Raw genomic sequence first — 11,325 nt, 5'->3', positions numbered from 1 at the left:
ACGATTATGTATCCTGATAGATTGTAAAAATTTTGATGCGGCTCTTTAAGCAATTCATAGAAGACCTATTTACAGACTTTTATTCACACCCTCCTTTAGGTCATTTCATCAAATTAGGCAGCAATTTTCTCAACTGACACACGCTCCATATAATATTCTTCTGGAGTTTGGTAATTGTTACTCCTTCATTATACGCTCTACCCGCTTGTGGTTTACCTTGATGCCTATTTTTCGAAGTTCTTTAACCACACGAACAGCGCCGTAGGTTTTATTGGATTTTTCATGAATTTGCTTGATAATGCGTAAAAGTTCATCATTACTGTTATCACGTGGACTTGGCTTGCGGGAAAGCCAAGCGTAAAAACCGCTTCGGGAAACTTTAGCCCAGCGCACCATCTTTGCAATCGGATATTTGCCGCGGTTAGCTTTGATGTAATAATATCGGATCACTTCAGGTTCTTGGCAAAGAAGGCGCTTGCTTTTTTTTAGAATTCGTTCTCCTGCTCAAGGTCTTTAATCCGTTTCTGCAGTCTGCGTAACTCCGCATCTTCGTCACGAAGCTTGCCACTACCTACAAAGGGCTGCTCCGGGTGCTTCAGGTATCTAGCTTTCCAAGTGTATAGGGAACTTACGTTGACACCTATTTCTCTGGCTACCTGACTAGCTGGAACACCGCTCAGGACTCTCTTTACGGCTTCTTCCTTAAATTCATTACTGTACTTATTCAATCGTATCACCCCATGAATGTATTTTACCATTCATTTAAGGTGTCTAGCAAAGCGGGTATGGGGCAAAGAAGTCATGGAAAAGGTCTGGAACAGTATGAATGCAGGATTTATGGAGATAAAGCCTGAATGATATGCTGATTGTTCCGAGAAGTAAGACAAGGCTACTGGGCTTAAAGAAGGGGATAGAAACATCTGGCAAAATACAAAGAGATATATGCAGCTTGCTCCGAGGGAATTCAATGATACTTTCGGAGTTTTTGATGTATAAAAGACAAAAATGTTTGAAGGTATGATAAATCTAATGAATCCTTAACCAAACGCTAAACAGGTTTTAAGAAACAAGTGATAAAATTTATCAGTATTTATATGAAGCTGGGAAAATAGCACTGCAGATGCCGTGCAGCCAAGAATTTGGTGAAATGGAAGAAAGGGAGTCAGATTTGTGGAAGCAGAATTAAATGAGGTACAGGTAGCGAAAAAAGAACCAGTAGACAAGGGCTGGTACAGTTATTTCCTATGGGTGAACTGGTTGGTTACATACGCGACATTACGGCAAGATGCAATACAAGTGCTTATTGCAAGTGTTGTCTACGCGCTGATAACCTTTTATGTGGCCTGTCGGAGCAAAAGCCTGCAATTTTGCCTGAAGATGCTCCCAGGAGTATTACTGAGTATGTTCCTGACTTTTAAAGGTTTTGAGCTGATTGGGGGAGCGGCCTTTGCGATAGCGCTCATTGCAGCATTGTACGTAAATCGGAAGCGGTTCAAGATGTATGGGAGATATAAGTCATTTATGATCTTTTATGGCTCTCTTGTGCTTATGTGGGTCGGGTTCGTTGGAATTCCCTTTGTTTCGCTGATGCTGGATAACATCGGTCAAAATGTAACCTATACAACGCCACGCTGGGTGGATATAACCTGGAGTATACTGACCTGTTTGGCTTTGTGGCTGCTGTTTCATAGGGAACAAACAAATGGCCGCAGGTTTTGGGAAACAATGCGAATCTTGTATCTTTTTCCCATAGTATTTGCGATACTCCTAATCGATTGGGCTACACTGATACCAATAAGATTCATCTCCGGCAAGAGTACTTTGGGGGATGATGAACATGATTTTTTTTTGCATGGGAAAGCTAGAATATAAGTAAAAATAGCCAAAGAAGAAATAGTATATGGAGTTATTGCACCACTAGGAGATGATTAAATCATGAACACTTTTTGGAAGCGATTTATTATAATAGGACTTCCTATGCTTGTTCTTATGACAATAAAATATTCCAATAAAATAGAAAACTATACCCATAGTCAATTGCCTATAGTTACTGAAAAAAATATCACCAGCTGGCAATTGGCGAACTTAAAGCAAGATGATGGTAGGATGCTCAGACTTGAACTGCCTTTTGAACTTGACAAACACATGGATTTGTCATCAAAGGGAGATCCTAACCTTAAAAAAGCTGAAAGCTATACTCATGAGGGGATGGAGGGCGGAATATTTGTTGTTGTTTACCATGGTGTTGTGTCGGATCCAAATATCAAAGTAAATTTCAATAAGCGGACTTTTATGTCTAGTTTTAATAACAGTGAGAAACAAAAAACAGAAGTTCAGTCACTTGAACCGCGAATAATAAACGGAAAAAATGTGACTTACGCGAAAATAAAGTATGCTGTTGATGATGAAGAATGGGAGATGCAAGGACTTGGTATAAATGAGAGCAACGAATTCTGGAAAATAATGTGCTGCTATCGTGCAGATAATGGTAAAGCTGCCCAAAATGCCAAACACACTATAGAGTCTCTAAAAATACAATAATCATGACAACACTAAAAAGTACCATTTCACAATGGAGAGTTGCCGCGTAATAATGAGTATAAGGTGTGTAGAATAGAAGGATTTCAAATGGATGATAGAAACGAGAGCCCCTGGGGGAGTTCTGTTTCATTGGATGCAGAATTTGCAACTTCCTTATCCGATGATGAAATTAAAGACTTTTACATGCAATATTTAACTGAAAATGGATGGGATTATCATGAGAAAGATAATGGATATATGAAAGATGGATTGAGACTTGTTGTCAGGAAAAAGAAAGAAGGAAAGTAATCTATAGGAATAGTTAAGTTTTATAACTATAGACTTGCCAATGTGAAAGAGTAAAGTGTTAGAAAAGGTGGAGCATATGAAAAAGGTTAATTTCAAGTATTTTCCAAACATATATGAAGATGACGCCTTGATTCATGCAGAGGGAGTATGCCAATGCTGTGGCAAGCGTGTAAATGAATATATCGAAACAATGTATACCAAGGTTGATGTTGATTGCATATGTCTCCATTGTGTCAGTGATGGAAGTGCCGCAGCAAAATTTCACGGCGATTTTATTGATGATGCAGACCCGGTAAGTGATCCAGCTAAGCGGGACGAATTATTTCATAGGACACCAGGGTACCTTTCCTGGCAGGGAGAATACTGGCTGGTATGCTGTGATGATTATTGTAAGTATATTGGATATGCAGGAATCGAAGAACTCGAAAAATTGGGATGTAAAGAGGAAATTCTCAAGGAATATGTGGAACGTGATCCATTAATCCCTATAGAAGATTTAGAAGAATGCTTAAATAAAGATGGATATATGCGTGGATATTTATTTCAATGCCTGCACTGTGGGAAATATCACTTATGGGTTGACATGGATTGATGAAAAATGAGTGGGGATTGATAAATCGATGAACAGCAACGAATTAAAGAAGTATTATGAAGATAAGAAACAGTCTGCTTAGTTATCGTAAGGAACTGCAGGATGAGCTCCGATTTCCAAACGGGTGGAATACTGTTAATCCCTGGGATGAGATAGCGAGACGCTGGAATGATGTATTAGGCGCTGCAATAACTGTCAGCAATAAACAAGGCTAGGTTACCTCTAAATTAAAGAATAAAGAAGGACAGGTGGTTTAAAATGAAATATGAAATTATGTACTCAGAGGCTTTTCCAATTGTAAAATATCAGCTGGAGCGAGGTGAAAAACTGAAGGCAGAATCAGATGCTATGATAACGATGTCGGCCACTATTGATGTGGAAGGCAAGATGAATGGCGGATTGTTATCTGGACTTGCTCGGAAGTTTCTGACTGGTGAAAGTTTCTTCTGTCAGGAGTTAATTGCGTCCAGAGGAGCAGGTGAGGTACTGCTGGGACATTCTCTGCCCGGTGGCATACTTGATTTAGCATTGAATGGCTCTTATGGCTGGAGAGTGCAAAAAGGCAGCTATATGGCAAGTACAGAGGGAATTGAGTTTGATACAAAAATGCAGAACCTGTCTAAGGGACTGTTTTCAGGGGAAGGTTTCTTTATATTAAACGTTAAAGGAAGTGGAACCTTATTTGTAAGCAGTTTCGGTGCAATTCATCCCCTAAGTCTTGCTGATGGAGAAGAAATCATCATTGACAATGGAAATCTGGTTGCATGGCCGGACTATATGGATTATACAATCGAAAAAGCTTCCAGCGGATGGATATCTGGGATTAAGTCAGGGGAATGTCTGGTGACGCGGTTCCGGGGGCCGGGCACGGTATTGATTCAGACAAGAAATCCCAATGGTTTTGAAGCATGGATTCGTTCGATGGTGCCGGCAAAATAACGGTGATGTGTGCAGGAGACGCGGGATGAACAATAAGATCAATTCATCATATTCGAAAATGGGAAACGCGGAAATTGTAAGGGCGGAAAAGATATGGTATAAGTTATTCGGAGGGGAAAAAAGAGCATTTATACACTGGTATATCGTTATATATGTGATAGCTGTAACACATCATGAATATCATTCGATAATGCATTTTTTTCCTATAAAGCTGATACCATATCTTTTCGCCAGAGATATTGGTGAATTGTGTTATAAGAGGGCAATGAAAATCAGCAATTCACAGGTACAAATATCAGAAGAAGAATTTAAGAAACGGATAATAGAGGATGGCATAGCATCTCTATTCGGACTGGTGATAGTATTACTGCTGGAACATATATCAGGGCAGGACTTGATTTGGCTTCTTATGTGAAAGGATATCGAATAGACCTATGTGAAGCGAGGATAATGATATGAAAAATAAAGAATTATTACTTGAAGCAATAAATAATACAATAGTTGAACTGGAGAAGGCATATACACAAGAAGAACTGAGTAAGGGAATTTTACATTTAGTCTATAAATACTATAAAAGAGATAGAGAGATTTTAGAATCAGGACATGAACCATGGGATTCTGATGGCTGGATGCTGGCAGGCGGCTGCCATGCATATGCAGATCAAGCTGGATATCAATATAAGCATTTAGAAGCAGTAGGGAACTGTATGCACCAGGCAGAAAAACTTATGAAGGAGGAAATGGATTTGGCGATAAAGGAAGGGAAATTTAAGATAAAAGATGCCTAAGCGGCATAAGATTATAATGCCTGACTGTTGGCGAAGTGTACTAGTGCAGAATGTTGAATTGACAAGTCAGAAAAATGAGGTTATCAATCATATTCCACTGAGAAGATTCCATTTTATCGGACAGCAGGATGATAATAAATATTATTTGTGAAATAGATACAATAATCTTGGAGGTAACTATGGGAATGTTTTTTTCAATTTATAAGCGGGTTACTGCAGTGCTGGTGTTGCTGTATTTAACGAATCATATTCTGCTGGGTGGCGCTTCCTATGGCTTTGCAGATTATACAGGATGCTATGCAATCGGGGAGAGTGGAGATTATTTACCGGTTTCAGCAGTATATTACTATTTTGATTTCATAACATTTTGGGGCTTTGGTCTGCTTGCGTTGTTAAGCCCATGGATAATTTGGAACTCCTTGAAATCTACGTACAAAATCATACAGCAAAGGATAAAGCATGAAAAGAATAAAGTGAGAGTGGCCACGGGTATGGAATATGCGTTATACGTTGGTTGGTATTTTCCTGGTATAATTAAATTGTTTCTGAAGAAAAAGGGAGACTGGCAGCAGAAATGGCAAAAATTGTGCATGGAAAATAATGTAACCAAGTTGTTGGTTTTCGACTCGGGGATAGCGTTTTACTTTTGGTGTATGTTATTTTTTTCATATATTGTAGGGATATATCATAAGTTCGCAATATAACTTTCTTTATAGTTAATGCGATTTTTCATTCACAAAAAATATTATCGGTTTACTATCTTATCTGGCCTTCAAATTGTTCAACGTCCATCATATAACCAGTGGAGGCAAATGGTGGAGATACAAACGATTGGATTGGAGAAAAAGATGATTGATTTACATATACATACTTGTGCTTCAGATGGGACGGATGACACCCGCAGCCTGTTGGAACGGCTTAGACAAGCAGGGATAAAGACGTTTGCTGTTTCTGACCATGATACTGTGGATGGTATTTCGAGTATAGAGCCTTTGGTACCTGAGGACATGATGTTCATCCGGGGAATTGAGTTTGGATGCATTACGGAGGTAAGGAACTGCCATATTCTGGGGTATGGTTTTATGCCAGTGGCGAAAGCCTTTGTGCGGATACTGGAAAAAGCCTGTCAGAAAAACAGGAGGTTATTCATAGGAATATCGGCTTTATTGCCAGCCAATATGGAATTAAGCTTGAAGAGGAGCTTATACAGCTGTATGGAAATGGTGATTGGAAGCAGCGACTTGGTGAGATAGGTTCATCTTTTAATAAAAATTCCTCGTCGAACCATACATCATATTCGGTGCCCTTGTATTCAAAGTATCGTCAGTCAACAAGTTTGCATTTGATGATGTCGTAGGCTTCGTGGGGCTTTGAGATTATGAATTTTCTGCAGGATCAGGACGTTAATGAGATTATCGTAAATCCGGATACGAGAATCTGGGTGGATACCTTCTCGAAAGGGCGGGTGCTTACGGCAAGACAGCGGGAAATCATACTGGGGGCCATCCGGGACAGGAAGAACATCATCGCGGCAGGGGGAACCAAGTCGGGGAAGACTACGTTCCTGAACGCCATTCTGGCGGAAATATCCAGAAGCGATGACCGGATTGTGATGCTGGAGGATACAAGGAAACTGAAATGTGCGGCCAGAAACTATCTGTCCCTGAAGGTTACCGAAAATTGCAGCATGAGCGATTTGCTACGGGATACCCTGCGGGCTACGCCGGACAGAATCGTGGTGGGAGAAGTCCGGGGAGATGAAGCGCTGGCTCTCCTTGATGCATGGAATACCGGCCATGATGGTGGCTGCTCCACAGTACATAGCAGTTCTGCCATGCTGACGCTCAGGCGTCTGGAGCAGCTGGTATCAAGAGTATCTGTAACTCCCCAGCAGGAAACCATAGCCGGCGCAGTAGATGTCATTGTGTACCTAAGGCGCAAGGGAACAGGACGTGTAGTAGAGGAGATATTGAGCATTGACGACTATGACGGTGAAAAAGGCAGATACATAACACATCCATTGCAATAAAAAGAAATAGCAGAAGGGCTCCGAGGCTTAAGTTCCTCGGAGCTTTTTTGTAAATACAGTCTAAGAAACTGCTAAGGAAAAATTAATCATAGTTTAATGATATTGTAATATAATTTTTTGTATTTACATGAAAATGAAAACAAGTAGCAATAGAAGCTGTTAGGAGAACGGAAGATGAGGATGGCAGGTAGGGAATAATGAAAAGAATAGATGTGAGTTTCTCGCTGGAGACTGAAGCTGTATTAGGAAAAATGATTGGCAAGGAATTATTTCCTGCAACTGCAGAATAGTATATACCTGCCGTTGGGGGTTGACTTGTTTGAAGAGACACGTATAGAACACGAAGAAACTAATGAGATTGCAGAGATCCTACAAGGAAGACCTGTGGATGAAGAACTGCTGGTAGAGTATCCGGGAGGTACGATTGTATCTGGAGTGATAGATGAGATTCGCGAGAATTATGACTATATAGGAATTGATGAGCCTCTATACCGGAAACGTGAAGACTATATCTTACATGTACATGATGTAATTCAGAATGGGAGAGAGGAAATAGGGCCAGGACGGTTACTTGCTCTTAATAGCCGTGAGAAGCCAAAGAGAATTATGGATAGCAATGGGAATGTTATATGGGGGCTCCACATAACGAATATAAGGGTAACAGACGGAGAAAGGGGATAAACTTGTTGAAAAAAATAGTAGAAATAAGCATGCGATATAAGATATTGATGCTGGTTTTGCTGATTCTCATAGGTGTCGGAGCATTTTATTGGGGATATTCATTGGTAAATCAGGATACTAAAGCGGACAATATGGTTGTTGAGACAAATACCGAGAAAAGCATAACAGAAAGTTCTGTAGAGACGGCCAATACAAAAGCAGAGGAAGATTTAGAAAAAATGGCCAGGGAACTTGACGAACATAAGAAAAAAGTGGAAGAAGACAAGTCTATAGGTACAAGAACAAACGGAACGGTGAAAGTTGCACCGCCTAAATTTGAAGCACCTAAAGACCTGAAGGTCAGACAGGCTGATTTTAAGGACTAAGCATAAGATGGCAGAATGGTCTACGGTTTCGTATGTAGGTTCAAGATGAGAGAAGGGTGGCAGAGTGGCGGATACTTCAGTGGCATATAAATGTCCGAACTGCAGTGCCCCGTTGGAATTTCAACCTGGTACGCAGAAAATAAAATGTGAGCATTGTGATACGGAACTCGAAGCAGCAGCAATAGAGGAGCTGTATCGGGCTAAAGAGCTGATGGCGGCCCAGGCAGCAGATAATGAAGATATAAAGTGGAACAAAGCTAATGCGGAAAAATGGAGTCCCGAAGAAGTGGCATCCATGAAGACATTTGTCTGTGAATCCTGTGGCGCGGAAATCATTGCGGATGGTAATACTATGGCTACAGAATGCTGTTACTGTGGCCATGCAGTCATGATACCACAGCGATTTAGTGGTTCGTTGCGGCCGGATTACATTATCCCTTTTAAAACGACGAAGGATGAGGCCATGAAGGCAATATCGGAATTTTATAAGGGCTTGTGGCTTCTGCCTAGGGGATTTATGTCTAATAATCGGATTGAATCTGTTCAAGCACTATATGTTCCCTTCTGGCTCTTTGACTCCTTTGTAAACACGCTTGCCAATTTTCGTGCTAAAATAATTCGGGTTTATACCGATGGGGATGAAGCGGTGACAGAGACCAGCCACTATGAGTGCCTGCGGCAAGGAAATATGAGTTTTGCCAAAATCCCCGTGGATGGCAGTGAAAAAATGAATAATGACTATATGGAAAGCATCGAGCCTTTTGACTATGCAGATATGGTGCCTTTTACCAGTTGTTATAAGAACAAAATCTATACGTTTATGATGAACGGGCAGACAGGTAAAGTCGCTGGGGATCTTCCTGTAAGCTGGATAAAAACATTCCAGTTTTTTTCTTTTACATTTGGTGTTTTCTGGGGACTTTTATATTACATAATCAAGATTAGCTGGCCTTATGTTGGCGAATACGTACTTATGTGCATACCTATAATTCTATCAATTGTTTTATGAGCATACACAGGAGGGAAATATGACCGGCGATGATTTTGTAAAACTATGTCATAATGAAAAAGAAAAGTTGATGAAGGATTATTTTGATCAAGAATCTAGCCTTGTGGTTTCGAATATAATCAAAAAATTGGTTCAATCTGGGACGGACAGGAAGGAGCTTGTTAAATTAATCGATGAGGTGCTGAATGAGAGCTTTCTATCCGACTTATCCAATGGCAAGTATATGGATAGTTTCACTGCCTTCACGGAAGGGGTAGATAAACAGCTGTCTGGAGATGATGAGGAAAAAGATAGTGATCCGGACAGATATAATAAGATTTATGCGGCGGTGGCCGGAATATTAGCTTTTATTATAGCAGTAATCTCTACCGTGCTGTTGGTAGACTGTATGGGAAATGTTGCAGCAGCCAAGGAAGCGAATGATTATTTGAAAAAAGATAGCGTAGATATTACGAATCAAAAGGATACCTTTGTAGGCATGACTGTTGTCCGTGTGAAAAAATCCAGCAGTTCGAGTGCTAGCAGCAGTAGTAGTGGAGGGGGCGGAGGAGGCGGCAGTTTCTGATGACAGGCGAGCGAAGGGGGTAAACATATGATTCGAAGCAATAATGGCCAAATTGCTATATTCGGTAAAAGTGGATATGGGCACTACTTTGGAGGAAATACGTGGAAAATGCCAATCTGTTCAATCTGTGATGAGCCTTATCATCAGATACTGACATTAGACACTAAGGATGAACAATTAAACTGGCTTGAATGCTCATTAAAGGAACTCCCTTTAATATCTTGTGTAAATTGCTCTACCTGCTGGGAGAGGCAGTTTTATCATATCGATGAGAAAGATAGGGCAGTAAAGATGCTAGAGGTTGCTACCGCAGATGCATGGCAACAAGATGAGGAAGATAAAATTGGATATCCATTGCCTGTACGGAGATTGAAACTGGAGCCGTTAGAATGCTTCGATGTTGAAGAAATCATTGAAAGCATGGGGTGTGATTATTTCTGCAAACTGGGTGGTAAACCTGTATCCTTGACTGATCCCATAGAGATGTGTTGCAAAGAGTGTGGGAGAAAAATGCAATATGTAGGAGTATTAACAGGCAGTGATTTTGAGAACATTGAATTGCTGAATGGCGTAGATTTCTATTTTGGTGACATGTTTTTGTATTTCTATTATTGTGATGCGTGCAATGTAGTAGTGGTTGATTCACAGCCATTATGAAGAAGGATATAAGACGAGAGTATAATTGGTATAATTATTGCCATAAGAATATATTTATAGAAAACCTGTATGGACATGATATCCCTGCATTAGATGATGTAGATATTGAATATATGGATATCAAACTTAGTCCTAATAAGGAAATGGTTTCTTCTGTACAATTTGTTATCCGATTGCGAGCATTGCCAGATAACATGCCTGCAAAATGGCGAATTAGCAACGTAAATTGTCTGAAGATAAAACTGGATGTCATCGAAGTGGACTGCGTGAACATAAAGTCAGCTGCAACTGGCAGAAGCGCAATTGATGTATATACAGATGAAAACAATATTGTGTTACGGGTGAGTGGAGCCATTACAGGAATAATAAAGTGTCCATTGGAATATAAGCAGACTTTAGAAGATGGTACACAATTGGTTGATGATAAATGTTTCGCTATTACGGAGATAAAAGGTATACATGAGGATTGAAAGACTAGAGGAAATCGCAACCCAAAAGATAAGAGATGTCTTGAGAAATATTTATTCCGAAACGATTAGGATTGAAAACTGTCAAATAGATAAGATAGAGTATCATGGTGACCGAATTAGAGTCGGTGGTTATATCACAGTTCCTGTGGATAAAACTAATAAACTGTTTATGAAAGATACTTTTGTCTATTACTTGTTTGAACTGATAAATGTGACAGGATTTATATTAACATCCAAATATATTTTTTCCCATTTCATGATTACAAAAACGAATAATCAAGTAATAGTAAAAGCAGACAGTGGTTTGAAAATAATTGCAGGAGATATAAGGTTGGATAGCATAACAGCAACATGGTGTAAGAAATTGGACAATACAGCTTATAACTATATATAGTTGTTCT

The 11,325-nt window shown here is 39.9% G+C and carries 19 protein-coding genes; 17 read left to right on the top strand and 2 right to left on the bottom strand.

Translation table 11 applies throughout. The annotated features are described in order from the left end of the window. Positions 1 to 177 precede the first annotated feature (177 nt). Positions 178 to 450 (bottom strand): IS3 family transposase, encoded by a 273-nt coding sequence (locus tag BLQ59_RS05000; RefSeq protein ID WP_074571817.1) that lies wholly within the window; start codon positions 448 to 450, stop codon positions 178 to 180. 35 nt (positions 451 to 485) lie between these two features. Beyond that, the gene (locus BLQ59_RS04995) at positions 486 to 728 is read right to left on the bottom strand and encodes a transposase (protein WP_176756731.1); all 243 of its coding nucleotides are present in this window, start codon (positions 726 to 728) and stop codon (positions 486 to 488) included. Between the two features lie 442 nt (positions 729 to 1,170). Between BLQ59_RS04995 and BLQ59_RS04990 the strand changes: the two genes are divergently transcribed. From BLQ59_RS04990 to BLQ59_RS04910, 17 genes are all read left to right on the top strand, one after another. After that, positions 1,171 to 1,872 (top strand): hypothetical protein, encoded by a 702-nt coding sequence (locus tag BLQ59_RS04990; RefSeq protein WP_074571815.1) that lies wholly within the window; start codon positions 1,171 to 1,173, stop codon positions 1,870 to 1,872. A 63-nt stretch (positions 1,873 to 1,935) separates the two neighbouring features. Continuing rightward, a complete protein-coding gene (locus BLQ59_RS04985) occupies positions 1,936 to 2,541 on the top strand; it encodes a hypothetical protein (protein ID WP_074571814.1) in 606 nt (201 codons plus the stop codon). A gap of 87 nt (positions 2,542 to 2,628) precedes the next feature. Beyond that, positions 2,629 to 2,829, top strand: coding sequence for a hypothetical protein (locus BLQ59_RS04980; RefSeq protein WP_074571813.1), 201 nt, complete (start codon positions 2,629 to 2,631; stop codon positions 2,827 to 2,829). A gap of 76 nt (positions 2,830 to 2,905) precedes the next feature. After that, entirely contained in the window at positions 2,906 to 3,421 is a 516-nt protein-coding gene (locus tag BLQ59_RS04975) for a CbrC family protein (RefSeq protein WP_074571812.1), read from the top strand. Between the two features lie 258 nt (positions 3,422 to 3,679). Next, positions 3,680 to 4,360, top strand: coding sequence for a TIGR00266 family protein (locus tag BLQ59_RS04970; protein WP_074571811.1), 681 nt, complete (start codon positions 3,680 to 3,682; stop codon positions 4,358 to 4,360). Positions 4,361 to 4,385: 25 nt separating this feature from the next. Continuing rightward, a complete protein-coding gene (locus BLQ59_RS04965; protein WP_074571810.1) occupies positions 4,386 to 4,775 on the top strand; it encodes a hypothetical protein in 390 nt (129 codons plus the stop codon). Between the two features lie 40 nt (positions 4,776 to 4,815). Next, entirely contained in the window at positions 4,816 to 5,148 is a 333-nt protein-coding gene (locus tag BLQ59_RS04960; protein ID WP_074571809.1) for a hypothetical protein, read from the top strand. A 179-nt stretch (positions 5,149 to 5,327) separates the two neighbouring features. Next, positions 5,328 to 5,852 carry a hypothetical protein gene (locus tag BLQ59_RS04955; protein WP_143005289.1) on the top strand — a complete coding sequence of 175 codons (525 nt, stop codon included), beginning with the start codon at positions 5,328 to 5,330 and terminating at the stop codon, positions 5,850 to 5,852. Between the two features lie 132 nt (positions 5,853 to 5,984). After that, positions 5,985 to 6,401 carry a PHP domain-containing protein gene (locus BLQ59_RS04950; protein WP_176756730.1) on the top strand — a complete coding sequence of 139 codons (417 nt, stop codon included), beginning with the start codon at positions 5,985 to 5,987 and terminating at the stop codon, positions 6,399 to 6,401. Between the two features lie 125 nt (positions 6,402 to 6,526). After that, positions 6,527 to 7,177 carry an ATPase, T2SS/T4P/T4SS family gene (locus BLQ59_RS04945; RefSeq protein WP_256324609.1) on the top strand — a complete coding sequence of 217 codons (651 nt, stop codon included), beginning with the start codon at positions 6,527 to 6,529 and terminating at the stop codon, positions 7,175 to 7,177. 315 nt (positions 7,178 to 7,492) lie between these two features. Beyond that, complete coding sequence (locus tag BLQ59_RS04940) at positions 7,493 to 7,858, top strand: transposase (protein ID WP_143005287.1); 366 nt, start codon at positions 7,493 to 7,495, stop codon at positions 7,856 to 7,858. A gap of 5 nt (positions 7,859 to 7,863) precedes the next feature. Then, positions 7,864 to 8,223, top strand: a complete 360-nt coding sequence (locus BLQ59_RS04935) for a hypothetical protein (RefSeq protein ID WP_143005286.1) — start codon at positions 7,864 to 7,866, stop codon at positions 8,221 to 8,223. A gap of 64 nt (positions 8,224 to 8,287) precedes the next feature. Next, complete coding sequence (locus BLQ59_RS04930) at positions 8,288 to 9,232, top strand: TFIIB-type zinc ribbon-containing protein (RefSeq protein ID WP_074571803.1); 945 nt, start codon at positions 8,288 to 8,290, stop codon at positions 9,230 to 9,232. A gap of 19 nt (positions 9,233 to 9,251) precedes the next feature. Further along, on the top strand, positions 9,252 to 9,797 hold the full coding sequence (locus BLQ59_RS04925) for a hypothetical protein (RefSeq protein ID WP_074571802.1): 546 nt from the start codon (positions 9,252 to 9,254) through the stop codon (positions 9,795 to 9,797). A 27-nt stretch (positions 9,798 to 9,824) separates the two neighbouring features. Then, positions 9,825 to 10,454: a hypothetical protein gene (locus BLQ59_RS04920; RefSeq protein WP_074571801.1), complete on the top strand. Its 630-nt coding sequence runs from the start codon at positions 9,825 to 9,827 to the stop codon at positions 10,452 to 10,454. Continuing rightward, positions 10,451 to 10,924, top strand: a complete 474-nt coding sequence (locus BLQ59_RS04915) for an Imm50 family immunity protein (protein WP_074571800.1) — start codon at positions 10,451 to 10,453, stop codon at positions 10,922 to 10,924. The genes BLQ59_RS04920 and BLQ59_RS04915 overlap by 4 nt, the downstream gene beginning before the upstream one ends. Beyond that, on the top strand, positions 10,914 to 11,318 hold the full coding sequence (locus tag BLQ59_RS04910; protein WP_074571799.1) for a hypothetical protein: 405 nt from the start codon (positions 10,914 to 10,916) through the stop codon (positions 11,316 to 11,318). Before BLQ59_RS04915 ends, BLQ59_RS04910 begins: the two co-directional genes overlap by 11 nt. Positions 11,319 to 11,325 lie beyond the last annotated feature (7 nt).

The organism is Pseudoselenomonas ruminantium, assembly GCF_900104055.1.
GTDB classification, from domain to species: Bacteria; Bacillota; Negativicutes; order Selenomonadales; family Selenomonadaceae; genus Selenomonas_A; species Selenomonas_A ruminantium_C.
The sequence above is the reverse complement of the archived record's forward strand: the minus strand, read 5'-3'. Positions and strand labels throughout refer to the sequence as shown.

Coding starts and splice junctions, on each gene's coding strand:
- BLQ59_RS04985 (WP_074571814.1), top strand. CDS start 1,936: ATGAACACTTTTTGGAAGCGATTTATTATAATAGGACTTCCTATGCTT.
- BLQ59_RS04980 (WP_074571813.1), top strand. CDS start 2,629: ATGGATGATAGAAACGAGAGCCCCTGGGGGAGTTCTGTTTCATTGGAT.
- BLQ59_RS04975 (WP_074571812.1), top strand. CDS start 2,906: ATGAAAAAGGTTAATTTCAAGTATTTTCCAAACATATATGAAGATGAC.
- BLQ59_RS04970 (WP_074571811.1), top strand. CDS start 3,680: ATGAAATATGAAATTATGTACTCAGAGGCTTTTCCAATTGTAAAATAT.
- BLQ59_RS04965 (WP_074571810.1), top strand. CDS start 4,386: ATGAACAATAAGATCAATTCATCATATTCGAAAATGGGAAACGCGGAA.
- BLQ59_RS04960 (WP_074571809.1), top strand. CDS start 4,816: ATGAAAAATAAAGAATTATTACTTGAAGCAATAAATAATACAATAGTT.
- BLQ59_RS04955 (WP_143005289.1), top strand. CDS start 5,328: ATGGGAATGTTTTTTTCAATTTATAAGCGGGTTACTGCAGTGCTGGTG.
- BLQ59_RS04945 (WP_256324609.1), top strand. CDS start 6,527: ATGAATTTTCTGCAGGATCAGGACGTTAATGAGATTATCGTAAATCCG.
- BLQ59_RS04925 (WP_074571802.1), top strand. CDS start 9,252: ATGACCGGCGATGATTTTGTAAAACTATGTCATAATGAAAAAGAAAAG.
- BLQ59_RS04920 (WP_074571801.1), top strand. CDS start 9,825: ATGATTCGAAGCAATAATGGCCAAATTGCTATATTCGGTAAAAGTGGA.
- BLQ59_RS04915 (WP_074571800.1), top strand. CDS start 10,451: ATGAAGAAGGATATAAGACGAGAGTATAATTGGTATAATTATTGCCAT.
- BLQ59_RS04910 (WP_074571799.1), top strand. CDS start 10,914: ATGAGGATTGAAAGACTAGAGGAAATCGCAACCCAAAAGATAAGAGAT.